This window comes from Stenotrophomonas sp. 96582_Sma (genome assembly GCF_056480905.1).
The window spans coordinates 3,348,474-3,373,634 of sequence record NZ_CM151122.1; the positions used below are offsets into that span (position 1 = coordinate 3,348,474).

A 25,161-nucleotide genomic window follows, 5' to 3' on the forward strand; every position below is an offset into this window, starting at 1 on the left:
CTGGGGACGGCGGCAGATCCACGCCTGCCGCCGTTCCGGTCCGGCGCTTGGCAAGCCCGGCAGGCGGCGCTACACTGAAAGCCTGCCGTGGGGCCATAGCTCAGCTGGGAGAGCGCGTCGTTCGCAATGACGAGGTCAGGAGTTCGATCCTCCTTGGCTCCACCACTATTCAGAAGAACCCGTAGATCTCCGTGATCTGCGGGTTTTTTCTTTTCAGCCCCCCCGGCTCAGGCCGGCTCCTCGCCGCCGTCCTTGCGCTGCGGGCTGCGCGAGTGCGTATCGCGCACCTGTTGATCGCGCTGCCCCGGCCGCTGCTTGGCCACGTCGTCCTGCTTCCTGTCCTGGCGGCTTTCCTGGATGCCCTGCTTCGGGTCCTGATCCTTGCCTCGCTCGTTCATTGAAATCTCCCTCGCCGGCGGAACGCCAACGTTGCCCATCACGCTAGAGGTTGCCGGGTAAGCCACAGGTCAGTCCTGTGCCAACGTCATGTGCAGGCACTGGCTTGCCGCTGCGGCCCCCGTGCAGCCAGAATCCGACGCACCACGCCCACCGGTATGCCATGCCCTCTTCTGTCCAGCACGCAGCACACGCCGTGCCGATGCGCCTCGATGCGACCGACGGCAGCATCCAGCTCGGCAATCTGCCGGCCTTGATCTGCCCCACGCTCTCACTGGATGAAGCGCGCATCGCCTTTACCGCCTTGGTAAATGGGGAGCGTGATGTCGGCACCGGCTATCACTGGCTCAGCCTGCACCGGCTCAGCCTGGGCGGTGCGCCCGCTGGCATCAGCCTGTGCTTCCACGGGCAACAGCTCGACATGGTGACGATGGGCGTCGATCTACCCGGTGCAACACTGGAAGACGGCTGGCCAACCCAGGCAGCGATCGATGCCGAAGTCGCGTTCATGCGCCGCACCTTGGCCACGGCATTGGGGCGAAAACTGGCCGGCGGCTGCGCCCGGTTCAACTGGGGCGAAGCCTGGGCCCGTTTCGATCCGAAAGGCTTCATGGCCAGCAGCGGCATTCGCTACTCACCACGCACGTGACCGCGCTCAGGTACGGGTGATCGACACCCCACCCTCCACGCGCATCGCGGTACCCGTAACGAAACTGCTCTCATCGCTGGCCAGGAACAGCGCCGCATTGGCGATCTCCTCCGGCTCGGCGAGGCGCTTGAGTGCGTGCAACGAGCGCACGAAGTCGCGGGCATCGCCGGTCGGTGCGGCCTGCCGGCCCATCTCCGTATCGGTGCCACCGGGCAGCAGTACGTTGCTGCGCACGCCGCGCGCACCGTATTCGGCAGCGATCACCTGGCTCAGGCCGATCAGCCCGGCCTTGCTTGACGCATAGGCCGCCATGCCCGGAAATCCCACGGTGTGGCCGACGAAGGTACCGACGAACACCAGCGAGCCGCCGCCGCGCGCCAGCAGTGCCGGCAGCTGCGCGCGTGCCGCATGGAAGGCGGCGTCGAGATTGGTGGCCATCACCTCGCGCCAGGCATCCACCGGAAACTCCGCCGCCGGCACGCCCGGGCCGAGCATGCCGGCATTGTTGAGCGCGATGTCCAGGCCGCCGAATGACTGCTGGGCCAGATCGACCAGCGCCTGCGCCGTGCCCGGGTTGGCCGCGTCGGCGGCATGCACCACGGCTTCGCCACCGGCAGCGCGAATCTGCTCGGCCAGCGCCTGCAGCGGCTCCGGCCGCCGTGCGTTGAGCACCAGCTTTGCTCCTTCGGCGGCGAAGCGCAGCGCGCTGGCGCGGCCGATACCGGCGCTGGCACCGGTGATGAGAGCGATCTTGTTGTTCAGGCGCATGGTCGTGGTACCGGTTGTGAAGTGGCCGCCACGATGCCGTGCCTTCGGCCCGCCAACACTCCGTTTCCGGGCCTCACAGGTGAGTGCAGGAAACGGAGTTTCCGCAGCACCGGCACGTGCCAGAATCCGGCCATGGACAGTACCGCCACCATCGCCCTCGATGACCGCATCGAACGGGTCTGCCGCCACCTGCAGACCAGCCTCGACGAACCCTCGCTGCAGGAACTGGCCGATATCGCTGGCTGCAGCCCGACGCGCTTGCATCGCCTGTTCAAGCAGTCCACCGGGCTGACCCCCAAGCAGTACGCTGCCGCGCTGCGCGCCGACCGCCTGCGCACCGGGCTGGAACAACAGGAACGCATCACCGACGCCTTCCACGATGCTGGCTTCGGTTCCAGTGGACGCTTCTACGAGAACGCACCGAAGTTGCTGGGCATGACGCCCAAGCAATGGCGCGCAGGGGGGCGCGGCGAAGTCATCCACTTCGCGCTTGCCGAAAGCTCACTGGGCAGCGTGCTGGTGGCCAGCAGCGGGACCGGCGTGGTCGCGATCCTGCTCGGCGACGATCCGGAGACACTGCTGCAGTCGTTGCAGCAACGCTTCCGCCAAGCCGAACTGGTCGGCGCCGACCAGGGCTACGAGCAACTGGTGGCACAGGTCGTAGGCCTGGTCGAGGATCCTTCGCGAGGCGCCACGCTGCCGCTGGATATCCGTGGCACCGCGTTCCAGCAACGGGTGTGGCAGGCACTGCAGCAGATTCCGCGCGGGCAGACTGCCTCGTATGCGGATATCGCCGCGCGTATCGGCGCGCCGCGCTCAAGCCGTGCCGTCGCACGCGCATGCGCAAGCAATCCGTTGGCGGTGGCCGTGCCCTGCCACCGCGTGGTGCGCCGCGATGGCGACCTGTCCGGCTATGCCTGGGGCGTAGCGCGCAAGCGCGAACTGCTGCGCCGGGAAAAGGCCTCGACTGCCTGACGTGGGTGCCGACCTTGGTCGGCACACCCAGCTTCCCGTAGGTGCCGACCTTGGTCGGCACACCCAGCTTCCCGTAGGTGCCTACCTTGGTCGGCACACCGCCAAGGCCTCAATCCAGCTTCACCACCAGCTTGCCGAAGTTGCGCCCCTGCAACAGCCCGAAGAACGCCTCCGGTGCATTCTCCAGCCCTTCCACCACATCCTCGCGGTACTGGATGCGGCCGTCGCGCAGCCACTGCGGCATCTCGCGTTCGAACTCCGGCCACAGGTGGTTGAAGTCGTGCACGATGAAACCGCGCACGGTCAGGCGCTGGCGCAGGATCTGGCTGAACAGTGCGGGCAACCGGTCCGGGCCGGGCTGCTCGACGCCCCGCTCGTTGTAGGTGGCGATGGTGCCGCACACCGGAATGCGGGCGAAGTCGTTGAGCAGCGGCAGCACTGCATCCAGCACGTGTCCGCCCACGTTCTCGAAATACACGTCGATACCCCTGGGCACTGCCGCGCGCAGCGTCGCGGCGAAATCAGCGGCGCGATGATCCAGCGCCACGTCCACGCCCAGCGTCTGCAGATAGGCACGCTTGGCTTCGCCACCGGCGATGGCGACCACGCGCGCGCCCTGCAGCTTCGCCAGCTGGGCCACGGTCGCGCCCACCGGCCCGGTCGCGGCGGCCACCACCAGCGTCTCGCCCGGCTTCAAACGGGCGATTTCATGCAGGCTGGAATAGGCGGTGAAACCGGGCATGCCATACACGCCCAGCGCGGTACTCAGCGGCAGTCCGGCCGGGTCCAGGCGGCGCCCCAGTGCCCTGGCCGGCAGCACCGCGTGGGTCTGCCAGCCACCCGGCGCCAGCACCAGCTCACCTGCGGCTACGCCCTCGGCGTTGGACTGCAGCACCTCGGCCACGGTCTGCCCTTCCATCACCGCGCCCACCGCCACCGGCGCGGCATACGAGGGGCCCTCGTCCATGCGCCCACGCATGTACGGGTCCAGCGACAGGTAGCGGTTGCGCAGCAGCACCTCGCCATCGGCCAATGACGGCAACGCAACCTGTTCCAGGCGGAAGTTGGCTGCACTTGGCGCCCCCTGCGGACGCGACGCAAGCACGATGCGGGAGGTGGTCGAGGGATCGGACATGGCCAGGTCTCTGCTGTTGCCAGCATCAGGAAAGGAGTGCCGACACTACGCCGCAGCCATCCCCGATGGCGGCCACGAAAACAGCGTTCCATCACCCGGACCGGCGCGGGTCCGGCGCAGCCCTTGCCCTTGCAGCTTTGGCGATCGCGGCGATCTGCTGATTTCCACCGCAGACGATGATCGACTGGCCACGCCCCGCCCCAGGACGGAGGATCAAGCACTTGCGAGCGCGCAGACGGCAATGTGAAGAAATCTTGGCAAAACGCTTGCCGAAGGCAGCCGACCTCCGTAATATACGCGTCCTTGGCAGCGACCTCGCTGCAACGAAACATGTGGCCGAGTAGCTCAGTTGGTAGAGCAGGGGATTGAAAATCCCCGTGTCGGCGGTTCGATTCCGTCTTCGGCCACCACTTTCGAAGGCCTGCAGAAATGCGGGTCTTTTTTTTTCCGGAAACCGGGCTTGATCACGGTTGCCACACAATTTGGCCGAGTAGCTCAGTTGGTAGAGCAGGGGATTGAAAATCCCCGTGTCGGCGGTTCGATTCCGTCTTCGGCCACCATCTTCAGAGACCTGCAGAAATGCAGGTCTTTTTTTTTGCGCGACCGTGCCTGCCGTCTCTGTAGTACCGTCCTTGGTTCACTGCATGGAGCACTGATGACATGGATGACACCCCTTCCCTGTCCCGACTACGGCAATCGCTGCGTCGCCTGCAATGGCTGGTTGCCGGGCTGTCCGTATTGTTGCTTGGCTTGGCCGCAGTCACGGCCTGGCTGCTTTCGCAGCGCGATGCCCCATTACACGTCGATCATTTGAGCACGCGGCAGCTGCAGGTGCTCGACGAGCACGGCGTGGTACGGGTGGAGATTGGCCAGGACAGCCTAGAAGAAGGGCGACGAAGCCGCGCTGCCGGCATCCTGATTTTCGACGCTTCCGGCGCCGAGCGAGGCGGCCTGAGCACGTTCGAGGACAACAGCGTCGCTCTTGCTCTGGACGCCCCGAAGGGACAGGGCGAGGACCGGTGGCGGGACCGGGCCGGACTCCGTGTGGACGCCGACGGCTCCGCGCAACTGCTGCTGACCGACAATCTGACCCGCGGCGCAGTACGCCTGCATTCCAAGGGAACTGGCGGCGGAGGGCTGGACACCTTCAAATGGGATATGGGCAGCGGCACGTTGCATACGCGGACACTTACCTTTGACGGCGACGAGCGCAGTCAACGTCCGTTCGAGCAGTAGCCGCAACTGACGACGGCAATGGTGCCGGCGCATGGAACCTTTACACGCGCCCGTGGCCGCTCGCCTAAGCTCAGGACTCCTGCCTGGAGCCTGCCGATGCCTCTGCGTCCCGCCCTGCTCGCCTGCCTGCTGCTGGCCGCCTCCCCGGTGATCGCCGCCGAACCGGTGCGCGCAGTCGACACGCTGGACATCGACCGCTACGCAGGCCAGTGGCACGAGATCGCGCATCTTCCGGTGTCGTTCCAGAAGCAGTGCGTCGGCGAGATCACCGCCAACTACGGGCTGCGCCGCGATGGCCGCATCAGTGTCACCAATGCCTGCCGCAACGGCGACGGAGAACGCGTGGTTGCTGAAGGCGTGGCACGCCCGGTTGCCGGCCATCCCGGCCAGTTGCAGGTGCGCTTCGTGCCGGACTGGCTGAGCTGGGTGCCACTGGTCTGGGCGGACTACTGGGTCCTGGCACTGGACCCGGACTATCAGTGGGCGTTGGTCGGTGAACCGGACCGTAAGTACCTGTGGATCCTCTCGCGCCTGCCGGAAATGGATCGCGCCCGGTTCGAACAGTTGAAAGAGAAAGCCGAGACGATGGGCTACGACCTCGGCCCACTGCGCCTGATGGCTCCGATTCGCGATACGCCCGCCGACTGAACCGCGCCGCATCCGGCGCACCACGCGCGTGCCATCCGGCGCCGCGCACGCCCGGCCGCCATCTTCACGCGCTACCCTCTGCGACGGGTCGCCACAGGCGATCCAAACGACCATACGCCGTAGTATGCTTATCCAACGCACCCCTCCAGAGGACCTGCGCCCATGCTCCACCGCTTCCGTATCGCCTTGATCGTCCTGTGCACCCTCGCCCTTGTTGCCTGCAACAACGGCATCGTCAAGCGTGTTTCGGAACCGGCGGCCAGCCTGCAGCAGCTGACCGTGCGCGCCGACGGCAACTGGACCGTAGCCCTGCGCCTGCAGAACTACAGCTCCATGCCCATGACCTTCGATGACGTCGCGCTGGCGCTGACCGTCGGCGACAGCGACGCCGGCACCCTGCAGGCCAAGCCGGGCATTTCCATCGGCGGCACCTCGGCCGACGTCATCCAGGTCAATCTGGTGCCCAGCTCGGCCGCACGCCTGGTAGTGGCCGATGCGCTGGCCAGCAACCGCACCCTGGCCTATGGCCTGAAGGGAACGGTGGCAGCCACGCCGCAGGAAAAGAAGCAGCGCAGCTTCGACATCAGCAGCCGCAGCACCCTCAACCAGGCCCCGGGCCTGCCGGGCGTGCTGCGCTGACTCCCGCTTTCCGCCGCGGCGCCCGGCGCCGCTCCCCCTGTCCCTGATCAAATCGAGACGTACCGATGAGCAGCTACACCGCCCCGCTTTCCGACCTCCGTTTCGCCCTGCACGATGTGCTCAAGGTCGAACCCCTGTTCGCCCGCCTGGGCTTCACCGACGCCACCGCCGACGTGGTCGATGCCGTGCTGGAAGAAGCCGGCCGCTTCAGCGCCACCGTGCTGGCCCCGCTCAACAGCGTCGGCGACGAGATCGGCTGCGTGCTCGACCAGGCCACCGGTGAAGTGACCACCCCGCCCGGCTTCAAGCAGGCCTACGACCAGTTCGTCGATGGCGGCTGGACCGGCCTGACCGCCTCGCCGGAGCTGGGCGGCCAGGGCCTGCCGCACACCCTGGGCGTGCCGCTCAACGAGATGATCAACGCCGCCAACCTGGCCTGGGGCAACTTCCCGCTGCTCTCGCACGGCGCCATCGAAGCGCTGAAGCAGCACGGCGAGGCCTGGCAGCACGAGGCCTTCCTGAAGCCGCTGATCGAGGGCCGTTGGACCGGCACCATGTGCCTGACCGAGCCGCACTGCGGCACCGACCTGGGCCTGCTCAAGACCAAGGCCGAGCCGAATGCCGATGGCAGCTACTCGATCACCGGCACCAAGATCTTCATCACTGCCGGCGAGCACGACCTGACCGGCAACATCGTGCACCTGGTGCTGGCCAAGCTGCCCGACGCCCCTCCGGGTGCCAAGGGCATCTCGCTGTTCGTCACCCCGAAGTTCAAGGTCGACCGCGAAGGCAACGTCGGCGAGCGCAACGCACTGCGCTGCGGCTCGATCGAGCACAAGATGGGCATCAAGGGGTCGGTCACCTGCGTGATGAACTTCGATGGTGCGCAGGGCTACCTGGTCGGCCAGCCGCACAAGGGCCTGCAGGCCATGTTCACCATGATGAACACCGCGCGCCTGGGCGTCGGCCTGCAGGGCATCGGCCTGTCCGAGCGCGCCTACCAGAACGCACTGAAGTACAGCCGTGAGCGCCTGCAGTCGCGCGCCCTGAGCGGCGCCAAGTTCCCGGACAAGCCGGCCGACCCGATCCTGGTCCATCCGGATGTGCGCCGCATGCTGCTGACGGTGAAGTCACTGGTCGAGGGCAGCCGCCTGCTGGCCCTGCACGCCGCCACCCTGATCGACGTCGCCCACCACGCCGAGGATGCCGCCGAGCGCGAGCGCGCCGACACCCTGGTGAGCTTCCTGACCCCGATCTCCAAGGCCTGCCAGACCGAATGGGGCATCGAGAACACCTACAACGCCCTGCAGTGCTTCGGTGGCCACGGCTACATCCGCGAACACGGCATGGAGCAGCTGGCCCGCGATGCACGCATCACCACGCTGTATGAAGGCACCACCGGCATCCAGGCGCTGGACCTGATCGGCCGCAAGACCGCGTCCAGCCAGGGCGCCGGCCTGAAGCTGATGCTGGCCGAGATCGAAGCCTTCGCCAAGGCCAACGAGGGCAACGAAGCGCTGGCCGAGTTCATCGGCCCGCTGCGCGCCAAGGCCGCCGAATGGGGCAAGCTGACCATGGATGTGCTGCAGCGTTCGGCTTCCAATCCGGACGAACTCGGCGCGGCCAGCTACGACTACCTGTTCTATTCGGGTTACGTGGTGCTGGCTTACTGGTGGGCCCGCAGCGTGGCCGCCGCCGATGCCAGCGCGCACGGCGCCGCTTTCGCTCAGGGCAAGCGCGAGACCGCACGGTTCTACTTCGCCCGCGTACTGCCGCGCACCCTCGCCCACGCCGCCGCGATCCAGGCCGGCGCCGCCCCGCTGATGGCGATGGACGACGAGCGCTTCGGCGCCTGAGCCGGGCTGCGCCCGGCACCCGCGGTAGTGCCGGCCGCTGGCCGGCACCCGCAACAGCAACATCAACGGCAAGAGCTGGCTTCCTGCGGGGTGGCGAGGTGGGTCCAATTGCGGGGGACGCTGCAAGTACGTCCATGTAAGCTCGGTCGCCGCATCCATGCGGCTCACGCCCCCGCAACCGGACCCACCCCGCCCTCGACAGATTTCTGCTGCTGGTAGGTGTCGACCTTGGTCGACACCGTAGATCCACGCCATGCGTGGATGGAAACCACCGAAATCCATCTGGAGAAAAGCCCCCTTTTGTTAAAGGGGGCGCGCCGACAGGCGCGGGGATTAGGAAGAATGCGCGGGCAACCCAGCGCGCCAACGGCGGGCTGGGTTGCTAAAGGGGGCGCACCGACAGGTGCGGGGGATAGGAGGAATGCGTGGACCTGAATCTTGCGATTTGGGCATCGCCCTCGGGGCGATACCCAAATCGCAATGATTCAGGTATAAGCTGTTCTCCCGATGGAGACAGACACTACACGCTTGGGTCTGATCGAAGCCGGAGCCCCGATTTCTGCTCCGGGCGCCGAAGCATCGCCCAACGCCACGACGCTGCATCGCCCCGGTTCGGTCCGGCTGCTCTCGCTTGATGCCCACGGACGCGTACTGGACTGGATCACCTGGCAGGATGCGGCGTGCCTCTACGCCCGCGAAGCCGTGGCCTGGACACTCGGCGATCCCTGCCTGCACATCCACGGCGGTACCAACCGCTTCAGCGGACTGCAGAGCGGCATGGACCTGCACCCGATCATCGCCGCCCGCGGCCACGCCCGCTCCCGCGCGATCGACCCCACGCCGAACCTGACCAACCCGGCCCTGTTCGCCCGCGACGCACACCTGTGCATGTACTGCGGCCAGCAGTTCAACCGCCCCACGCTCACCCGCGACCACGTCATGCCGCTGTCCAAGGGTGGCCTGGACTGCTGGGAAAACGTGGTCACCGCCTGCTTCCACTGCAACTCGCGCAAGAGCGACCGCACCCCCCAGCAGGCCGGAATGCCGTTGCTGGCGGTGCCTTACCGGCCCAGCTGGATCGAGCATCTGATCCTGTCCAACCGCAACATCCTGGCCGACCAGATGGCCTTCCTGAAGGCGCAATTGCCCAAGCGGTCAAAACTGAGCACCTGAATCGCTGAAAATGCAACCCTCACCGTCCTGTCACGGGCGGCGGCGTTTGCTTGCCCCACCCCCGTTTGAGGGCGAAAATGGGCGTTCAGAACAAGTGCGAACATGATGATCGACTCTGCCCGCTATCCCCGCCTCGCGCGCATCCAGACACCGGATGACCTGCGCACGTTCGACGAATCCGAATTGACGGCGGTCGCCGATGAACTGCGCGCCTACCTGATCGAATCGGTGGGCAAGAGCGGCGGCCACTTCGCCGCCGGCCTGGGCGTGATCGAACTCACCGTGGCCCTGCACTACCTGTACCAGACCCCGGTCGATCAGCTGGTCTGGGACGTCGGTCACCAGACCTATCCGCACAAGATCCTGACCGGTCGCCGCGACGAGATCCATACCGTCAAGCAGAAGGACGGCGTCGCGCCGTTCCCGAAGCGCGAGGAAAGCGAATACGACACCTTCGGCGTTGGCCACTCTTCGACCTCGATCTCGGCCGCGCTCGGCATGGCCATCGCCCGCCAGTCCGAAGGCGACGACCGCAAGGTCGTGGCGGTGATCGGTGACGGCGCGATGACCGCCGGCATGGCGTTCGAGGCGCTGATGCACGCCGGTGGCATGGAGCCCGAGCCGAACCTGCTGGTGATCCTCAACGACAACAACATGTCGATCTCCGAGGCGGTCGGCGGTCTGACCAAGATGCTCGGCCGCGCCACCGGCAGCCGCACGCTCAATGCGCTGCGCGAAGGCGGCAAGAAGATCCTCGGCGACAAGAAGAACAACCCGGCGCGCTTCGTGAAGCGCTGGGAAGAACACTGGAAGGGCATGTTCGTGCCGTCCACGATGTTCGAGGAAATGGGCTTCCACTACACCGGCCCGATCGACGGCCACGACATGCCCGCCTTGCTGTCCACGCTGAAGACGTTGCGCGCCTCCAAGGGCCCGAAGCTGCTGCACGTGATGACCACCAAGGGCAAGGGCTACGAGCCGGCCGAAGGCGACCAGATCGGTTACCACGCCGTCGGCCCGTTCGATCCGGACAAGGGCTTGGTGGCCAAGGCCGGTGCCAAGAAGCCGACCTACACCGATGTGTTCAGCGACTGGCTGTGCGATGCCGCCGCTGCCGAGCCACGCCTGTACGGCATCACCCCGGCGATGCGCGAAGGCTCCGGCCTGGTGCGTTTCAGCAAGGAATACCCGCAACGCTATTTCGACGTGGCAATTGCCGAGCAGCACGCGGTCACCCTCGCCGCCGGCATGGCCACCCAGGGTGGCAAGCCGGTGGTGGCGATCTACTCGACCTTCCTGCAGCGTGCGTACGACCAGCTGGTGCATGACGTGGCCATCCAGGACCTGGACGTGCTGTTCGCGATCGACCGCGCCGGCGTGGTCGGTCCGGACGGCGCCACCCATGCCGGCAACCTCGACCTGAGCTTCCTGCGCTGCGTGCCGAACCTGGTGGTGATGGCTCCGTCCAATGAAGCCGAGTGCCGGCAGATGCTCAGCACTGGCCTGCAGCACCCGGGCCCGGCCGCCGTGCGCTATCCGCGCGGCACCGGCACCGGCGTCGCCGCCGGTACCGACCTGTCGCCCCTGCCGATCGGCAAGGGCGAGCTTCGCCTGCAGGGCAGCCGCGTCGCGCTGCTCGCCTTTGGCAGCACCGTGGCCGCCGCCGAACAGGTCGGCCGCGAACTGGGCCTGAGCGTGGTCAACATGCGCTTCATCAAGCCGCTGGACCGCGAGCTGGTGCTGGCCGTGGCCGCCCAGCACGAGGGCCTGGTCACAATCGAAGACAATGTGGTGGCCGGCGGCGCCGGCTCCGGCGTCGGCGAACTGCTCAACGCCGAAGGCGTATTGCGCCCGATCCTGCACCTGGGCCTGCCAGACAGTTACCAGCACCACGCAAGCCGTGAGGACCTGCTGGCCGAAGCCGGTATCGATGCGGCGGGCATCCGCGCGGCGGTGCTCAAGCGCTGGCCGCAGCTGGCTGCCGGGACCCCGCCGCTCAGCGCGGCAGGCTGAGGCCGGTCACCACCAGTAGATCCACGCATGGCGTGGATCTACTGCGGAACAGGGGTCGATCCACGCCATGCGTGGAGACAGATGCAAAGTAGATCCACGCCGTGCGTGGCTAGCGGGCTCCGGAACGATGATCTGGCCGGAAACCCCAACCCTCAGCCGTAGCTGACCGCTTCCACGAACGCACCGCTGGCCTCCACCCGCACCGCAGCGCGCTGCCCGGTGTCGACGAAGTGGAGGCGTGCAAGGGTTTCAGCGAAATCGTAGGCCCGGGCACCATCGCGGAACTCGATCGGTTCCGGCCGGTCCGGGTGCAGCACGCGCCATTGGCGTTGCTCGCATTGCAGGCGGATCAACATGCAGCTCACTCCTTGAGGCAGCGTATCGACGGTGGCGGGACGGGCGTGCCGGTTACGGCAGACTTCATCGCGACGGATCAGGGGCACGCAGGGTGCCCTGATCACAGAAGATACGACGTTCAAAATGTGAGCTGTATCAGATTATTCTGATTTTCGATGGGCGAGCTCAATTCACCTGGAACTGCGCCCGGCAGCCGTCGCTGACCCAGATGCCACGACGGTTCCAGCCCCAGGTCTGGCCCTCGATGCAGGCGCTGCGTGAATCCTGACGCACCAGGCGCACACCACGACGGATGCGGGCATCACAGTACTCCTGGCGGTGGCCGTTGGAATGGCAGGTGATCACCTCACCCCCGCCCCAGCCATTGCCACCGTTGCCCCAGCCGTTGCCATGGCCACCACCCCAGCCACCGCCACGGCGGTACTCGCCAACGAACTCGGCACGGCAGCCCTGGGTGACCCACACACCGTAGCGCGATTGCCCCCAGGTCTCGCCTTCCACGCACGGCGAACCGGACAACTGGCGGATCATCCGGGCACGGCCTTCCAGGCGGCATTCATTGCTGCGGTTCTTGATCGATTCGCAGCGGACGATGCCGCCGCCATCACGACCGCCATAGCGATCGTCGTCATAACCGTAGCCATAGCTCTGCGCCTGCGCGCCGCCCGCGGCCGCCAGCATCGGCAGCAGCGTGCAGGCCAGGGTTCGCCAGGTGAGTGCCTTGCCCATCGGAATCTCCGGATGAATACGATGGCGCAAGCATCCGGGATTCGTGGCGCGGCGCACAGGGGGCGCCCCACGGCGGTTTTTTCCCCATTCAAACAACTCAACCGTGGCTGACTGCGCCTCGGCCGGTGGCGTCACTCCCCGATATGGAGCGCATCCACGGTGCTGCCGAGCGCCTCGACCCGGACCGTGCTGCGCTGGCCGGTGCGACGATGGTGCTCGAGGGCCAGCGCAGCGGCCGCGTCGAAGGCATCGGCACCGCGGGCGTAACGGGTGGCGTCACCCGCCTTCGGATGCAACACGGACCAGTGCCGGGCAGTGCATTGGACAGTAAAGACCATGAGAAGCTCCTGCGGAAGGAAAGAGGCGGTGACAGGCGGCAGGGCCACGTGCCAGTACACCCTCAGGCTATCGATCGCGTCGGAGATGGCCCATCAGATTTGTACGAAAATGCCTCAGGATTCGGTCGGGCGCTTCCCAACCCTCACATCCCTGAGGCTGTTTAGTGAAGGCGTTCCGTGACCCTTGTCACGGAGTTGACGGAGCTTCACACTACCGTCACCAACAGGGGCCCCTTCCACATGCGCACCTTCTTCTCGCAGCAGCGCTGGACGCTGCTGAAGTTCTATTTCGTCGCCAGCTATCTGGTGCTGATTGAAGAGCTGATCCGCGCCGCCATGCACTGAGCGCTTGCTGGAGGGCTATTTGCGACAGACACTGTCGCTTTAGGCTCGGAGCCCGCCCGATGAAAGCGCTTCTTCTGATTCCAGCCCTGCTGGTGCTGACCGCGTGCGCCAACCAGCACGACGCCGCCGCACGTGCCGATGCGGCGACCACCTCGTCTGCGATACCGAAGGTGGGCGGCGATCGCGATGCCCACGGATGCATTGGTTCGGCCGGCTACCAGTGGTGCGAGCACAGCCAGCGTTGCGAACGCCCGTGGGAACTGGCACAGGCACAGGGCCTGGCCAATACCGCCGAGGCCATCGATGCCTACTGCGCGAAGCCGGCCAGCCCGGCACGCAAGTGAGGCGCGCACCCCATGGCTGAGCTGAGCCCGCTACCCACCCTGGCCCCGGGTCGCTACCGCCACTTCAAGGGCGGCGAGTACGACGTGCTCGATATCGTCCGCAGCAGCGAGACGCTGGAGCCACTGGTGCTGTATCGCGCGCTCTATGGCGAAGGCGGCCTGTGGGTGCGCCCGTATGCCATGTTCGTCGAACAGGTACCGGGCGAACACGGACCGCAGCCGCGTTTCGCCCGCATCGACGCATGACGGTTCCGCTGCCGGCCCTGGCCGGCAGCGCGGTGACACCACGGGCCTGCGTTACAATCGTACCGTCCAGTCGGTTTCTTCCCGCCATGTCCGCATCCCCCTCCCGTTCGCGCCGCAAGGCGCCCGACAGCGTGCGCCAGTCACTGCTGCAGGCCACCATTGAAGTGATCGGCCGTAATGGCCTGGCCGCGCTGACCGTGCAGGACGTCGCACAGGCCGCCGGTGTCAGCAAGGGTGCGCTGTTCCATCATTTCAGCAGCAAGCAGGCACTGGTGGATGAAGCCATCGGAGCGCTCATCGGCGAATTCGAAGCGCGGGTGCGTGCCCTGCTGCAGGAAAACCCCGAAGGGCATGGCCGTTTCAGCCGCGCCTATGTGCAGGCCAATTTCGAGCATCTGCTGCAGCAGGAACAGGACAACGACATCGGCCTGACCCTGGGCAACCTGATGGAACCAGCCCTGCTCGCGCATTGGCGCACCTGGAAGCGTGCGATGCTGGCCGAGTTCGCCGGCGAAGCCAACGATCCCCGACTGTATGCGGCGCGCTGCGCTGCCGATGGCTACTGGGCCACGGCCTATGGGCGTCCGCTGGACGAGGAAGAACGCGCCAACGCATTGGCGATGGCCGAACAGGCCCTGAAACTATGCGACCCGCAGTGAGCAGGAGCGCTTAATGAATCCCTATCTCTACCTTGCCGCTGCCATCGTGCTGGAAGTAATTGCCACGTCGCTGCTGAAGGCATCCGACGGCATGAGCCGGCTGGCGCCGACACTGGGCGCGCTGGTCGGCTATGGACTGTGCTTCTACCTGCTGTCGATGACCATGAAGTCGATCCCGACCGGCATCGCCTACGCGATCTGGTCCGGCGTCGGCATCGTGCTGATCTCGCTGATCGGGCTGGTGGTGTTCAAGCAGCGCCTGGATGCACCGGCGTTGATCGGCATCGGCCTGATCTGTGCTGGCGTACTGGTGATCAATCTGTTCTCGCGCAGCAGCGCACACTGAGTACGCTGCTGCGCGATCAACGCTAGCTGACCTTCTTCGCTACGGTCATGCCGAGCAGGAACAGCACCACGGCGATGATGATGCCGGCCCAGAACAGGAACTTGGCGATGCCGACCGCGGCGCCGGCAATGCCGCCGAAGCCGAGCACGCCCGCAATGACGCCGATGATGGCGAAGATGATGGCCCACTTGATCATGTCAAACCTTTCCCCGTGGGGACTGCGTACTGGATGATCAGGCTAGGCCGTAGCCGATGCGGCAGTCGTGAACAGGCCGCGTGCGCGGCGTGAATCAGCGCGGGCGGAAACGCAGCAGGGCCACTGCAAAGGCCAGGAAAACGCTGCCCACCAGCCGCTCGAACCAGCGCCGCGCGAAGGGTTTGGCCAACCATCGGCGCAGGCCATGGCCACCGGCGGCATACATCACGTACCAGAACAGTTCGCAGCCGGCGAAGGTGGCAACCAGCACGCTGTACTGCAGCGCCTGGCCACGCGACGGGTCGACGAACTGCGGCAGGAACGCCGCAGCGAACAGCAGCAGCTTGGGATTGCTCAGGCCCACCAGAAGGCCACCACGGAACACCTTCCACGCGCCCAGCGACGCCGCAACCGGCAGCGCGGCATCGACCGTCACCGGTGGTGCCGGACGGCAACTGTCACGCCATGCCTTCAGGCCCAGCCAGGCCAGATAGGCCACGCCCAGATAGCGCAACACCTCAAACAGCATCGGCGAGGAATGCAGCAACGCACTCAGGCCTGCTGCGGAGGCCGCCAGCACCAGCAGCATCGCCAGCAGGCAGCCAGCCATCGCCGGCACGCTACCGCGAAAGCCGAGCCCGACGCTGCGACCGAGGATATGCAGCATGTTCGGCCCCGGCGTACCACACAGAACGAACACCGTGGCGAGGAACCACCACCAGGTATGCAGGGCCATATCGGACATCCACTTCAGAAGATCCCACCAGCATAGAGTGCGCCGGCCTGGCGCGGCACACACAGCGCAGCATGGATGCGGTGGTTACAGAGGCAGGCTCAGGCCGCGAGCGCGTCGCGCCGTACCAGTACCTGGTCGATCAAGCCCCATTCGCATGCCTGCTCGGCACTCATGAAACGATCGCGGTCCAGGGTCTGCTCGACCTCCTCGACACTGCGTCCGCAATGCTGCGCATACAGCCGGGTGATGCGCTGCTTGGTGCGCTGCATTTCCTCGGCATGGATGAAGATGTCCGACGCCTGGCCCTGCACCCCGCCCAGCGGCTGATGCACATGCAGGCTGGCATTGGCCAACGCCGCACGGTGACCGGGCTCGCCGGCCATCAGCAGGAACGAACCCATCGACCGCGCGGTGCCCATGCACAGCGTATGCACCGGGGCCGAGATGTATTGCATGGTGTCGTACATCGCCAGGCCGCTGGAGATCACTCCACCCGGCGAGTTGATGTACAGATGGATCGGCTTCTCCGGGTTTTCCGATTCCAGGAACAGCAGCTGCGCGCAGACCAGCGCCGACACAGTGTCATCGACTTCACCGTTGAGAAAGATGATGCGCTCGCGCAGGAGCCGCGAGTAGATGTCATGGGAGCGCTCACCGCGCTCGCTGCGTTCCACCACCATCGGTATCAGCTGCATTCTGTCCCGCATGTGCCTGCTCCCTGTAGCGTTCGATCCAGGCGCCGGCTCAGGCCGCGCGCATCATGGTGCGATGATCGTCGTTGGCGGCCAACGGCAGCTGCGCGCGCAGGTCGGTGAGCCGATGCACGATGGTCAGCACCGTCCCCTCACCGTCATCCGCGCGCAGCTGGAAACACACCAGGCTGTGCAGATGCGGAGGCTGCGCATCGCGCAGGCGGAACCCCAGCTCCCGCCCCTCCTCGCACAGGCAGGGCTGCAGATCGGCAAGATCGGCCGCCGGCAACCAGCGCTCACGAAGTGCCGGATCGAACAGTGCGCGCCAGACCCTTTCCGGTGGCGCTGGCAGCCACTGCTCCATCACCAACGCGGGAGCCGCTTCGTTCAGAACATCGTCCATCAGTCCATCTCCTTCAGCAGATCCTGCAAGGCATCCATCCGCGCGGGCCAGTAGGCCCGGTAGCGCTGCAGCCAGTTGCCGATGTGCGCCAGCCCGCGCGGATCGACCTCGTAGTGGACGAAACGGCCTTGGCGCTGTTCGCTCACCAGCCCGGCATCGCGCAGCACCGCCAGGTGCTGGGACATCGCAGACTGGCTGATCGCCATGCCCTCGCGCAGCGCGCTGGCATGCTGCCCGCCCTCGGCCAGCTTTTCGAAGATGTGGCGGCGGGTGGGGTCGGCCAGCGCTTTGAAGAGGGCGTTCTCGATCATGACAAACACATTAGCAACCACTAATGTGTAGTGCAACTCCCGCATCGGCTGTGCTGCAATGACGGCTCCCCGGCATGGAGCTGTGCATGAAGACCCTTGGCCTGATCGGCGGCATGAGCTGGGAAAGCTCGGCGCAGTATTACCGGCTCATCAACGAGGACGTGCGGCAGCGCCTCGGTGGCGCACATTCGGCGCAGCTACTGCTGTGGTCGGTGGACTTCGCCCCGATCAAGCAGCTGCAGCATGACGGCGACTGGGATGCGCTGGGCGACCACATGGCCGACGCTGCACGGCGCCTGCAGGCCGGTGGCGCCGATCTGCTGTTGATCTGCACCAACACCATGCACAAGCTGGCCGACCGCATCGAGGCGGTCTGCCCACTGCCGCTGCTGCATATCGCCGACCCCACCGCCCAGGCCATCGTGCAGGCAGGCGCACGCAAGGTGGGCCTGCTCGGTACCGCCTTCACCATGGAACAGGACTTCTACCGCGGCCGGCTGCAGGATCGCTTCGGATTGGAGGTGCTGGTTCCCGAAGCCGATGATCGTCGCAGCGTGCACGACATCATCTACCAGGAACTGATCGCCGGTGTGGTCAGCGAGCACTCACGACAGGTCTACGCCGGCGTGATCGCGAGACTGGTGGCGCGCGGTGCCGAAGCCATCATCCTGGGCTGTACCGAGATCATGCTGCTGGTACGACCGGAAGACAGCGCAGTGCCGCTGTTCGATACCACTGCACTGCACGCACGGGCTGCGGTGGACGCGGCGCTGGCGTGAATCGATGCGCGCCGGAGCGCGGAATCAGTCCGCGCCCTGCACTTCCAGCGCGGTGATGAGCCACTCGACCACCGCCTGTGAATCGCACAGGAAGAAGATGGCATCGCCGGAGCGCGCCTCGGTAAGCAGGCGATAGACCGTGATCGCCACCGCCGACTGGTTGGCGATGAACACTTCCGGGCTGCGCGGCCCCTCGCTGTGGCCGGCAACCGCGTGCAGCGCCTTGCGTGCGGCCACGGTGGCAGCCGGGTCCGCGCTGCGGGTCAGTTCCGGCCCGCGCAGGCCCCAGGCAATGAACACATGCTTGCCCTTGAACGTGGTGTCCAGGACCCGCACCTCGGCGCCACCTGCGTCGGCCGAGCGATGAATGACGGTACTGCTGATCAACGCAACCCCCTGTGGTCGTCGTGGTCCGCGCATCCTCCTCCACGCGCCGGCCGCATGCCAGTGACAACAGCCACAGGCTGTGCCGACCGGCGTGGGAGACATGTAAGAGGGTGTAAACCGATGCGATCGGATGTGCAGCGATGATACGGGATGTAAGCCTCTGCATGGGCCCGCGCGTACTACTAAACCGCCACTGAGCCATCTTCGGAACGAAGCGTTCCGGCAGCCCCGGACTGGGCCATTCTTGCCGCCCCATCCCCACCGAGCCTGCACATGTCCCATCGCCTGCTGCTGACGATCACCGGCACCTCCCTTGCCCTGCTGCTGGCCGCCACCACCGTGGCCGCACAGGACTACGACACCGATCACATTCCGGCGCTGCGCTGCGAATCGCAGTTCAACAAGACCGCGCAATGCCCGATCGAAGGCCCGATGCGCCTGGCCAGGCAGCTGTCGGTGACCCGGTGCGTGGAGAACCAGAACTGGGGCCAGAGCCGCCGCACGTTGTGGGTGACCGACGGCTGCCGCGCCGAGTTCGTCGCCGACGGCTATGGGCGCGGACGCTGGCCGGGCCGCGGCAGGGACCGTGACGATGATGGCGAGCGCCTGGTCTGCGAGTCCTACGAAAAGAAGGACAAGGAATGCCGTATCCGTGTTCGCCACGAGGTGCGCCTGGTCAAGCAGAAGTCGGTGACGGCCTGCATCGAGGACCAGAACTGGGGCTGGGACCGACGCGGCGTGTGGGTCAGCGACGGCTGCCGGGCCGAGTTCCGCGTGTATTGACTGCCGAGCACGCGCTGGCTGCGGCGGGTGCGGCTGCGCCTGCGGCAGAGCCGATAGACTGGGCCCTCCTGTCAGGAGCCCGACCATGCCCGCTGCGACTGCGCTGCGCCTCCGCGACGCGACGCCCGCCGATGCCTCCGCGCTGATCGCACTCGACAGCGTGGCGGCAAGCGACCCTCGACGGGCGGAGCAGATTGGCGAGTGGCTGGCGCGGGGCAACGTGCATGTTGCCGAGCAGGAGCGCGGGATCGTCGGCTACATGACCCTCCATGAGCACTTCTTCGGCGAAGCCTTCATCGAAATGCTGATGGTCACGCGCGAGCGGCGCAGCCAGGGCGTCGGCGCCGCACTGCTGCGGCACGCGATCGCACAGCGTGGACAGCGCAAGCTGTTCACCTCGACCAATGCCTCCAACATCGCCATGCAGCGCCTGCTCGTTGCATCGGGCTTCATCGACAGCGGCATCGTGCATGGACTGGATGACGGTGACCCGGAGCTGATCTACCGCTTTGCCGGCAGCTGATCGAGATACGCGGTCACCTTGGTGTCCAGCAGATCCATCAGCACGGGATCCATGCAGCGATAGTCGTCCGGTATATCCAGGCAATGCAGGCGCTTGTGTTCCAGCAGGCGCGCGTACGCGGCCTGCAGGCGATGCTGGTGCTTGGCCTCCATCACGAAGATGACATCGGCCCAGCGGATGTCCGCCGGGCCGATGGGGCGTCGTGCATGCGGGCTGGTGCCGGCCGACAGCGCAGTGAAGCCGGGCCGCCGTCGCCACATGGCTTCGGCGGTTGGGCTGCGCAGCTGGTTGCGGCTGCAGACGAACAGCAGGTTGATCATTCCTGTTCCTGCAGTTGGCGGGCGCTGAGCACTGGATAGGTGAAGCCCAGCTGGCGTGCGCGCGCAAGCTTGGCATCGCGCGTGTACAGCAGCTTCCAGTTCTTCTCGGGCTTGTAGCTGTAGGCGGTCGTGGCGCGGTCGCCACCACGATTGCGCGCCTGGCTGCGACGCCAGGCACGGTTTCTTGCAGATTCCATGATGTGTTCTCGTGAGTACCGGGTTCAGCAGCCGCGGTAGTACGAGTGGCGCGCAGCATACACCGCGCGCACAAAAAAGCCCACGCATCGCTGCGCAGGCTTCTTGATTCATCACAGTGGTCGGGACGGCCGGATTCGAACCGACGACCCTCTGCCCCCCAGGCAGATGCGCTACCAGGCTGCGCTACGCCCCGACTGATGCTGCGATGTGCCCGCCAGTGCGGCGGGCCGTGAAGTATAGCGGATTACGATGGAAATGGGATCAGCGGCGCAACAACTGCAGCACTTCTTCCAGCTCCATGCGCACCTGCTTGATGATCTGGTTGCTCAGCGCCGATTCCTCGCGGGCATCGGGGCCATCCAGACGCAGGCGTGCACCACCGATGGTGTAGCCCTGTTCGTACAGCAGGCTGCGGATCTGCCGCACCATCAGCACGTCGTGGCGCTGGTAGTAGCGGCGGTTGCCTCGGCGCTTGGCCGGCTCAAGGCTGGGAAACTCGGTTTCCCAGTAGCGCAGCACGTGCGGCTTGACGTCGCACAGCTCGCTGACCTCACCGATGGTGAAGTAGCGCTTGGCCGGGATCGGCGGTAGTTCGCGGTTACTGCCCGGATCCAGCATAAGCTTCCACCCTCTCCTTGAGCTTCTGGCCCGGACGGAAGGTGACCACCGTACGGGCGGAAATCGGAATTTCCTCGCCGGTCTTGGGGTTGCGACCCGGGCGCTGGTTCTTGCGCCGCAGATCGAAATTACCGAAGCCCGACAGCTTCACCTGACGTCCCTGTTCCAATGCTTCACGCAGCACATCGAAAAACGCGTCGACGAATTCCTTGGCTTCCCGCTTGTTCAGACCGACTTCGTCGAACAGCTTTTCCGCCATCTCCGCCTTGGTCAATGCCATTGCCTGCTACCCCCGAGTGCTGCCCGCTCAGCCGCGGATCCGGGCGTGATGTTCACGCTCGATGGCAGTGACCGCCTCGGCCACCACCGCATCCACGTCGCGGTCCGTCAGAGTGCGCGACTTGTCCTGCAAAATCAAGCCCATAGCGAGACTCTTGAATCCCGGCTCGACGCCCTGGCCGACGTAGCGGTCGAACAGGTTCAGGTCGCGCAGCAGCGGGCCAGCAGCCTGGCGGAGGGTGGCCGCGAGATCGGCCCAGGCCACCTGTTCAGGCACCAGGAATGCCAGGTCGCGGCGCACTGCCGGGAAGCGCGACAGCTCGCCGGCACGCGGCAGGCGGCGGGCGGTCAGCGGCTCCAGGTCCAGTTCGAAGGCGTAGACGTCGGCTTCAATGTCCATTGCCTTTGCCAGACGCGGGTGGATCTGCCCGATCCAGCCGATCGCCACGCCATCGCGGAACACCTCGGCCGAACGGGCCGGGTGGCCGTAGGGGCGGGCCGACGGGCGGAACTCCAGTACCGCACCACTGGCAGCGGCCAGCGATTCCAGATCGCCCTTCAGGTCATGGAAATCGACCTTGCGGGCCGGCAGGCCCCACTGCAGTGCCTGTGCATCGCCACAGACCGCAGCGGCCACGCGCAGGGTTTCCAGCGGCGCCGGCCGGCCGTCGCCGGCCTGCTGGGCGAACACGCGGCCCAGTTCGAACAGGCGCACGCGGCCGATCTGGCGGGCGGCGTTGCGGCCCAACGTGGCGACCAGGCCTGGCAGCAGCGACGGGCGCATCACCGCCAGTTCGGCCGACAGCGGGTTGGCCAGCGGTACCAGGCCGTCGCGCAGCTGCCACTGGCTCAGCAGCGCATCGTCGACGAAAGCGAAATTGACGGTTTCCTGCTGGTCACGGGCGATCAGCTGGCGGCGCACGCTCAGTGCGTCCAGCTGGGTCTCGCTCGGCATCGCCACGCGCGAGGCGCCGCCCGGCAGCGTGGTCGGGATCTGCTCGTAACCGTGGATGCGCGCCAGCTCTTCGATCAGGTCTTCTTCGATGGCGATGTCGAAGCGGCGGCTCGGCGCCGTGACCTGCCAGCCGTCGGCGGTGGCAACCACGTCCATGCCCAGCGCGCGCAGGATGCGCTCCACTTCCGCATCGTCGATGGTGATGCCGAGCACGCGGGTGATGCGGGCGCGGCGCAGCACGATGGTTGCCGGCTGCGGCAGATCGGCCTCACGCACGGCCTCGGTGACCGGCGCCGGGGTGCCGCCGGCCAGGTCCAGCACCAGGCGGGTGGCGTACTCGATGGCGGTACGCGGCAGTGCCGGGTCGACACCGCGCTCGAAGCGGTGGCCGGCATCGGTGTGCAGGCCCAGCTTGCGACCACGGCCCATGATCGCGGCCGGCGCGAAGTGTGCGGCTTCCAGGAATACGGCGGTGGTCGCGTCGGTGACGCGGGTGTCGAAGCCGCCCATCAGGCCGGCCAGGCCGACCGCACGATCGGCGTCGGTCACGACCAGGAAGCTGTCGTCCAGCGCGGCGTCGCGGCCGTCCAGCAGCTTCAGGCTCTCGCCGGCACGCGAACGGCGCACGGCGATGCTGCCCTGCAGGGTGCCCAGGTCGTAGGCATGCATCGGCTGGCCGAGCTCGAGCATCACGTACTGGGTGATGTCGACCAGCAGCGAGACCGGGCGCACGCCGCTGCGGCGCAGGCGCTCGGCCATCCACAGCGGGGTCTTGGCGGCGGCGTTGACACCTTCGATGACGCGGCCCAGGTAACGCGGTGCTTCGGCGCCGGCGTCGAGCTGAATGGCCAGCTCACGGCTGCCGATGGCGGGAATCGCCTCGGCGGTGAAATCCAGCACGTCGCTGCGGGTGGCCGCGGCGACGTCGTAGGCGATGCCGCGCAGGCTGAAGCAGTCGGCGCGGTTCGGGGTCAGCTTGATCTCGATGCTGGCGTCCGGCAGGCCCAGGTAATCGACCAGAGCCTGGCCGACCGGTGCGTCATCCGGCAGTTCCAGCAGGCCGGAGGCATCGTTGTCCAGGCCCAGCTCCTTGGCCGAGCACAGCATGCCGTTGGACTCGACACCGCGCAGCTTGGCCGGCTTGATCTTCAGCTCGCCGATCTGCGCGCCGACCATCGCCAGCGGCGCGACCAGGCCCGGACGTGCGTTCGGTGCGCCGCAGACGATCTGCAGCAGCTCGCCCTGCCCGGCTTCGACCCTGCACACCTGCAGGCGGTCGGCTTCCGGATGGCGTACGGCGTCGATGATGCGTGCCACGACCACGTGCTCGAGGCCCTCGCCCAGCGCGGTCACTTCTTCCACTTCCAGGCCGATGGCGGTCAGCACCGCACTCAGTTCATCGCGCGAAGCGCGGGTCGGGACGTGGCTGCGCAGCCAGTTTTCGGAGAATTTCATGGTGTCACCCTGGTGGGAGGCGTGCCTCCCGTTGCGGTTTTTGTGGTCGCCCAGCGCATGCGCAAGGAGGCGTCCATCCAGAAAAGCAGCCGAGCATGGCTCGGCGCTACACGGTTGCGACTTACGCGAACTGCTTCAGGAAGCGCACGTCGTTCTCGAAGAACGCGCGCAGATCGTTGACGCCGTAACGCAGCATCGCGAAGCGCTCCACGCCCATGCCGAAGGCAAAGCCGGTGTAGCGCTCCGGATCGATGCCGACGTTTCGCAGCACGTTCGGATGGACCATGCCGCAGCCGAGCACTTCCAGCCAGCGGGTGCTGCCATCGGGCTGCTGCCAGGCGATGTCCACTTCCGCGCCCGGTTCAACGAACGGGAAGTAGCTGGGGCGGAAGCGCATCTCGAAGTCGCGCTCGAAGAAGGCGCGCACGAACTCGGCCAGCGTGCCCTTCAGGTCGGCGAAGGTCGAATGCTCGTCCACCAGCAGGCCTTCCACCTGGTGGAACATCGGCGAATGGGTCTGGTCGCTGTCGCTGCGGTACACCTTGCCGGCGGCGATCATGCGCAGTGGCGGCGCGTGGTCGCCCATGTAGCGCACCTGCACACCGGAGGTATGCGTGCGCAGCAGGCGGCCGTCACCGAAGTAGAAGGTGTCGTGCATGGCGCGCGCCGGGTGGTGCGGCGGGAAGTTCAGCGCCTCGAAGTTGTGCCAGTCATCCTCGATCTCCGGCCCTTCCGACAGCTCGTAGCCCAGCCGGCCGAAGATGCCGGTGATGCGCTCCAGGGTGCGGGTGATCGGATGCAGGCCGGCGCGGTCGCCATTGCGGCCCGGCAGGGTGATGTCGATGGCTTCGGCGGCCAGGCGCGCATCCAGTGCCGCGTCTTCCAGCAGCGCCTTGCGCTCGCCCAGCGCGCGGGTCAGCGCGTCGCGGGCCTGGTTGATCGCTTCACCGGCGGCCTTGCGCTCGTCGGCCGGCAGGGCGCCGAGCTGCTTGAGCTGCGAGGTGATGCTGCCACTCTTGCCAAGCAGGGCCACGCGCAGCTGTTCCAGCACGTCGGGGCTCTGTGCGGCGGCCACATCGGCCAGCGCCTGGGTGGTGAGGGATTGGATGTCGCTCATGGGGGGCCGGAACTCCAGTCGATCTGCCATCGCGATGCGCGAAGGGCCGACCCCTGTCGCCACCGCCGTCCCCGCGCTGCCGTCATGGCCTCACCGGGACCCAAAAAAGAATGGGGAAGGACTTGCGCCCTTCCCCATGCATTGCCTTGACCTGACACCGTTCCGAGTGAACGGTTACGGCATCGGGAAGGACTTATGCCGCCAGCGCGCCCTTGGCCTTTTCGGCCAGCGCGGCAAAACCGGCTGCGTCGTGCACGGCGATGTCAGCCAGGACCTTGCGATCCAGGGTGATGCCGGCCTTCAGCAGACCGTTCATGAAGCGGCTGTAGCTCAGGCCGTTGATGCGGGCAGCCGCATTGATACGGGTGATCCACAGCGAACGGAAGTTGCGCTTCTTCTGCTTACGGCCGATGTAGGCGTACTGCTGTGCCTTGATGACCGCCTGCTTGGCGACGCGGAAGACCTTGCGACGGGCGTTGTAATAGCCCTTGGCGAGATCCAGAATCTTCTTGTGGCGGCGACGCGCCTGTACGCCACGCTTAACTCGTGCCATTTTT

At 66.4% G+C, this 25,161-nt stretch carries 34 protein-coding genes and 4 tRNA genes; 18 read left to right on the forward strand and 20 right to left on the reverse strand.

From position 1 onward, the window contains the following. Positions 1–89 precede the first annotated feature (89 nt). Positions 90–165, forward strand: a tRNA-Ala gene (locus ACZK2R_RS15605). Positions 166–227: 62 nt separating this feature from the next. On the opposite strand, the gene ACZK2R_RS15610 is transcribed toward ACZK2R_RS15605, so the two are convergent. Continuing rightward, the gene (locus ACZK2R_RS15610; RefSeq protein ID WP_165929940.1) at positions 228–398 is read right to left on the reverse strand and encodes a hypothetical protein; all 171 of its coding nucleotides are present in this window, start codon (positions 396–398) and stop codon (positions 228–230) included. Between the two features lie 161 nt (positions 399–559). Between ACZK2R_RS15610 and ACZK2R_RS15615 the strand changes: the two genes are divergently transcribed. After that, a complete protein-coding gene (locus tag ACZK2R_RS15615; protein WP_180836680.1) occupies positions 560–1,045 on the forward strand; it encodes a hypothetical protein in 486 nt (161 codons plus the stop codon). 6 nt (positions 1,046–1,051) lie between these two features. On the opposite strand, the gene ACZK2R_RS15620 is transcribed toward ACZK2R_RS15615, so the two are convergent. Then, on the reverse strand, positions 1,052–1,813 hold the full coding sequence (locus ACZK2R_RS15620) for an SDR family oxidoreductase (protein ID WP_121504549.1): 762 nt from the start codon (positions 1,811–1,813) through the stop codon (positions 1,052–1,054). Between the two features lie 132 nt (positions 1,814–1,945). Between ACZK2R_RS15620 and ACZK2R_RS15625 the strand changes: the two genes are divergently transcribed. Beyond that, entirely contained in the window at positions 1,946–2,788 is an 843-nt protein-coding gene (locus tag ACZK2R_RS15625; RefSeq protein WP_125894306.1) for a bifunctional transcriptional activator/DNA repair enzyme AdaA, read from the forward strand. A 109-nt stretch (positions 2,789–2,897) separates the two neighbouring features. Here ACZK2R_RS15625 and ACZK2R_RS15630 read toward each other — a convergent pair whose 3' ends face one another. Next, positions 2,898–3,923, reverse strand: coding sequence for an NADP-dependent oxidoreductase (locus tag ACZK2R_RS15630; protein ID WP_125894308.1), 1,026 nt, complete (start codon positions 3,921–3,923; stop codon positions 2,898–2,900). Positions 3,924–4,257: 334 nt separating this feature from the next. Between ACZK2R_RS15630 and ACZK2R_RS15635 the strand changes: the two genes are divergently transcribed. The 8 genes from ACZK2R_RS15635 (at position 4,258) to dxs (ending at position 11,488) form a co-directional block, all read left to right on the forward strand. Further along, a tRNA-Phe gene (locus ACZK2R_RS15635) sits at positions 4,258–4,333 on the forward strand. Positions 4,334–4,407: 74 nt separating this feature from the next. Next, a tRNA-Phe gene (locus ACZK2R_RS15640) sits at positions 4,408–4,483 on the forward strand. 100 nt (positions 4,484–4,583) lie between these two features. Next, positions 4,584–5,159, forward strand: coding sequence for a hypothetical protein (locus tag ACZK2R_RS15645; RefSeq protein WP_125894310.1), 576 nt, complete (start codon positions 4,584–4,586; stop codon positions 5,157–5,159). Positions 5,160–5,255: 96 nt separating this feature from the next. Beyond that, entirely contained in the window at positions 5,256–5,807 is a 552-nt protein-coding gene (locus ACZK2R_RS15650; protein WP_125894312.1) for a lipocalin family protein, read from the forward strand. Between the two features lie 162 nt (positions 5,808–5,969). After that, positions 5,970–6,446, forward strand: a complete 477-nt coding sequence (locus ACZK2R_RS15655) for an LEA/WHy family protein (RefSeq protein WP_032130304.1) — start codon at positions 5,970–5,972, stop codon at positions 6,444–6,446. Positions 6,447–6,511: 65 nt separating this feature from the next. After that, a complete protein-coding gene (locus ACZK2R_RS15660) occupies positions 6,512–8,302 on the forward strand; it encodes an acyl-CoA dehydrogenase C-terminal domain-containing protein (protein WP_049401710.1) in 1,791 nt (596 codons plus the stop codon). Between the two features lie 507 nt (positions 8,303–8,809). Next, the gene (locus tag ACZK2R_RS15665) at positions 8,810–9,475 is read left to right on the forward strand and encodes an HNH endonuclease (protein WP_125894316.1); all 666 of its coding nucleotides are present in this window, start codon (positions 8,810–8,812) and stop codon (positions 9,473–9,475) included. 105 nt (positions 9,476–9,580) lie between these two features. Next, on the forward strand, positions 9,581–11,488 hold the full coding sequence (gene dxs / locus ACZK2R_RS15670; protein ID WP_125894348.1) for a 1-deoxy-D-xylulose-5-phosphate synthase: 1,908 nt from the start codon (positions 9,581–9,583) through the stop codon (positions 11,486–11,488). A 152-nt stretch (positions 11,489–11,640) separates the two neighbouring features. Here the strand turns inward: dxs and ACZK2R_RS15675 are convergent, their stop codons facing one another. The 3 genes from ACZK2R_RS15675 to ACZK2R_RS15685 form a co-directional block, all read right to left on the reverse strand. Then, positions 11,641–11,844, reverse strand: a complete 204-nt coding sequence (locus tag ACZK2R_RS15675; RefSeq protein ID WP_005417823.1) for a hypothetical protein — start codon at positions 11,842–11,844, stop codon at positions 11,641–11,643. A 166-nt stretch (positions 11,845–12,010) separates the two neighbouring features. Beyond that, positions 12,011–12,574: a DUF3011 domain-containing protein gene (locus ACZK2R_RS15680; RefSeq protein ID WP_049401711.1), complete on the reverse strand. Its 564-nt coding sequence runs from the start codon at positions 12,572–12,574 to the stop codon at positions 12,011–12,013. Positions 12,575–12,705: 131 nt separating this feature from the next. Then, positions 12,706–12,912, reverse strand: a complete 207-nt coding sequence (locus tag ACZK2R_RS15685; protein ID WP_049423877.1) for a hypothetical protein — start codon at positions 12,910–12,912, stop codon at positions 12,706–12,708. Positions 12,913–13,316: 404 nt separating this feature from the next. On the opposite strand from ACZK2R_RS15685, the gene ACZK2R_RS15690 reads away from it, so the two are divergent. The 4 genes from ACZK2R_RS15690 to ACZK2R_RS15705 all read left to right on the forward strand — a co-directional run bounded on the left by ACZK2R_RS15690 (position 13,317) and on the right by ACZK2R_RS15705 (position 14,852). Beyond that, positions 13,317–13,601 carry a hypothetical protein gene (locus ACZK2R_RS15690; protein ID WP_125894318.1) on the forward strand — a complete coding sequence of 95 codons (285 nt, stop codon included), beginning with the start codon at positions 13,317–13,319 and terminating at the stop codon, positions 13,599–13,601. 12 nt (positions 13,602–13,613) lie between these two features. Next, positions 13,614–13,847 (forward strand): DUF1653 domain-containing protein, encoded by a 234-nt coding sequence (locus ACZK2R_RS15695; protein ID WP_032128669.1) that lies wholly within the window; start codon positions 13,614–13,616, stop codon positions 13,845–13,847. 86 nt (positions 13,848–13,933) lie between these two features. Continuing rightward, positions 13,934–14,506 (forward strand): TetR/AcrR family transcriptional regulator, encoded by a 573-nt coding sequence (locus ACZK2R_RS15700; protein WP_049401207.1) that lies wholly within the window; start codon positions 13,934–13,936, stop codon positions 14,504–14,506. 13 nt (positions 14,507–14,519) lie between these two features. Continuing rightward, positions 14,520–14,852 (forward strand): SMR family transporter, encoded by a 333-nt coding sequence (locus ACZK2R_RS15705; protein ID WP_005410423.1) that lies wholly within the window; start codon positions 14,520–14,522, stop codon positions 14,850–14,852. 22 nt (positions 14,853–14,874) lie between these two features. Here ACZK2R_RS15705 and ACZK2R_RS15710 read toward each other — a convergent pair whose 3' ends face one another. From ACZK2R_RS15710 to ACZK2R_RS15730, 5 genes are all read right to left on the reverse strand, one after another. Continuing rightward, positions 14,875–15,048, reverse strand: coding sequence for a DUF1328 domain-containing protein (locus ACZK2R_RS15710; RefSeq protein ID WP_006380555.1), 174 nt, complete (start codon positions 15,046–15,048; stop codon positions 14,875–14,877). Positions 15,049–15,142: 94 nt separating this feature from the next. Further along, a complete protein-coding gene (locus ACZK2R_RS15715; RefSeq protein WP_032128667.1) occupies positions 15,143–15,784 on the reverse strand; it encodes a LysE family translocator in 642 nt (213 codons plus the stop codon). 98 nt (positions 15,785–15,882) lie between these two features. Beyond that, positions 15,883–16,491, reverse strand: coding sequence for an ATP-dependent Clp protease proteolytic subunit (locus ACZK2R_RS15720; protein WP_032128666.1), 609 nt, complete (start codon positions 16,489–16,491; stop codon positions 15,883–15,885). A gap of 37 nt (positions 16,492–16,528) precedes the next feature. Next, positions 16,529–16,879, reverse strand: a complete 351-nt coding sequence (locus tag ACZK2R_RS15725) for an SRPBCC family protein (protein ID WP_125894322.1) — start codon at positions 16,877–16,879, stop codon at positions 16,529–16,531. Continuing rightward, entirely contained in the window at positions 16,879–17,190 is a 312-nt protein-coding gene (locus ACZK2R_RS15730) for an ArsR/SmtB family transcription factor (protein WP_042358872.1), read from the reverse strand. Before ACZK2R_RS15730 ends, ACZK2R_RS15725 begins: the two co-directional genes overlap by 1 nt. Before the next feature lie 86 nt (positions 17,191–17,276). Here ACZK2R_RS15730 and ACZK2R_RS15735 point away from each other — a divergent pair, with 86 nt between their 5' ends. Further along, positions 17,277–17,969, forward strand: coding sequence for an aspartate/glutamate racemase family protein (locus ACZK2R_RS15735; RefSeq protein WP_125894325.1), 693 nt, complete (start codon positions 17,277–17,279; stop codon positions 17,967–17,969). 24 nt (positions 17,970–17,993) lie between these two features. Here the strand turns inward: ACZK2R_RS15735 and ACZK2R_RS15740 are convergent, their stop codons facing one another. Next, complete coding sequence (locus ACZK2R_RS15740) at positions 17,994–18,389, reverse strand: hypothetical protein (RefSeq protein ID WP_012511691.1); 396 nt, start codon at positions 18,387–18,389, stop codon at positions 17,994–17,996. A gap of 240 nt (positions 18,390–18,629) precedes the next feature. Here ACZK2R_RS15740 and ACZK2R_RS15745 point away from each other — a divergent pair, with 240 nt between their 5' ends. Together ACZK2R_RS15745 and ACZK2R_RS15750 are read left to right on the forward strand one after the other, a co-directional pair. Beyond that, positions 18,630–19,139, forward strand: a complete 510-nt coding sequence (locus tag ACZK2R_RS15745; protein ID WP_125894326.1) for a DUF3011 domain-containing protein — start codon at positions 18,630–18,632, stop codon at positions 19,137–19,139. An 85-nt stretch (positions 19,140–19,224) separates the two neighbouring features. Next, positions 19,225–19,662 (forward strand): GNAT family N-acetyltransferase, encoded by a 438-nt coding sequence (locus ACZK2R_RS15750; protein WP_125894328.1) that lies wholly within the window; start codon positions 19,225–19,227, stop codon positions 19,660–19,662. Here the strand turns inward: ACZK2R_RS15750 and ACZK2R_RS15755 are convergent. The 8 genes from ACZK2R_RS15755 to rplT all read right to left on the reverse strand — a co-directional run bounded on the left by ACZK2R_RS15755 (position 19,641) and on the right by rplT (position 25,157). Next, positions 19,641–19,982, reverse strand: a complete 342-nt coding sequence (locus tag ACZK2R_RS15755) for a low molecular weight protein tyrosine phosphatase family protein (protein ID WP_032128660.1) — start codon at positions 19,980–19,982, stop codon at positions 19,641–19,643. The two genes, ACZK2R_RS15750 and ACZK2R_RS15755, sit on opposite strands and share 22 nt — an antisense overlap. Beyond that, positions 19,979–20,179, reverse strand: a complete 201-nt coding sequence (locus ACZK2R_RS15760; RefSeq protein ID WP_014037933.1) for a hypothetical protein — start codon at positions 20,177–20,179, stop codon at positions 19,979–19,981. Before ACZK2R_RS15760 ends, ACZK2R_RS15755 begins: the two co-directional genes overlap by 4 nt. Before the next feature lie 117 nt (positions 20,180–20,296). Then, positions 20,297–20,373: transfer RNA gene (locus tag ACZK2R_RS15765), tRNA-Pro, on the reverse strand. A gap of 68 nt (positions 20,374–20,441) precedes the next feature. Next, positions 20,442–20,798 carry a MerR family transcriptional regulator gene (locus tag ACZK2R_RS15770; RefSeq protein ID WP_005410431.1) on the reverse strand — a complete coding sequence of 119 codons (357 nt, stop codon included), beginning with the start codon at positions 20,796–20,798 and terminating at the stop codon, positions 20,442–20,444. Then, entirely contained in the window at positions 20,779–21,078 is a 300-nt protein-coding gene (locus tag ACZK2R_RS15775) for an integration host factor subunit alpha (RefSeq protein ID WP_005410432.1), read from the reverse strand. Before ACZK2R_RS15775 ends, ACZK2R_RS15770 begins: the two co-directional genes overlap by 20 nt. A gap of 27 nt (positions 21,079–21,105) precedes the next feature. Next, positions 21,106–23,487, reverse strand: coding sequence for a phenylalanine--tRNA ligase subunit beta (pheT, locus tag ACZK2R_RS15780; RefSeq protein WP_125894330.1), 2,382 nt, complete (start codon positions 23,485–23,487; stop codon positions 21,106–21,108). 121 nt (positions 23,488–23,608) lie between these two features. After that, complete coding sequence (locus ACZK2R_RS15785; RefSeq protein ID WP_005417865.1) at positions 23,609–24,604, reverse strand: phenylalanine--tRNA ligase subunit alpha; 996 nt, start codon at positions 24,602–24,604, stop codon at positions 23,609–23,611. A gap of 193 nt (positions 24,605–24,797) precedes the next feature. Beyond that, positions 24,798–25,157, reverse strand: coding sequence for a 50S ribosomal protein L20 (gene rplT, locus ACZK2R_RS15790; RefSeq protein ID WP_005410435.1), 360 nt, complete (start codon positions 25,155–25,157; stop codon positions 24,798–24,800). Between the last annotated feature and the right edge of the window lie 4 nt (positions 25,158–25,161).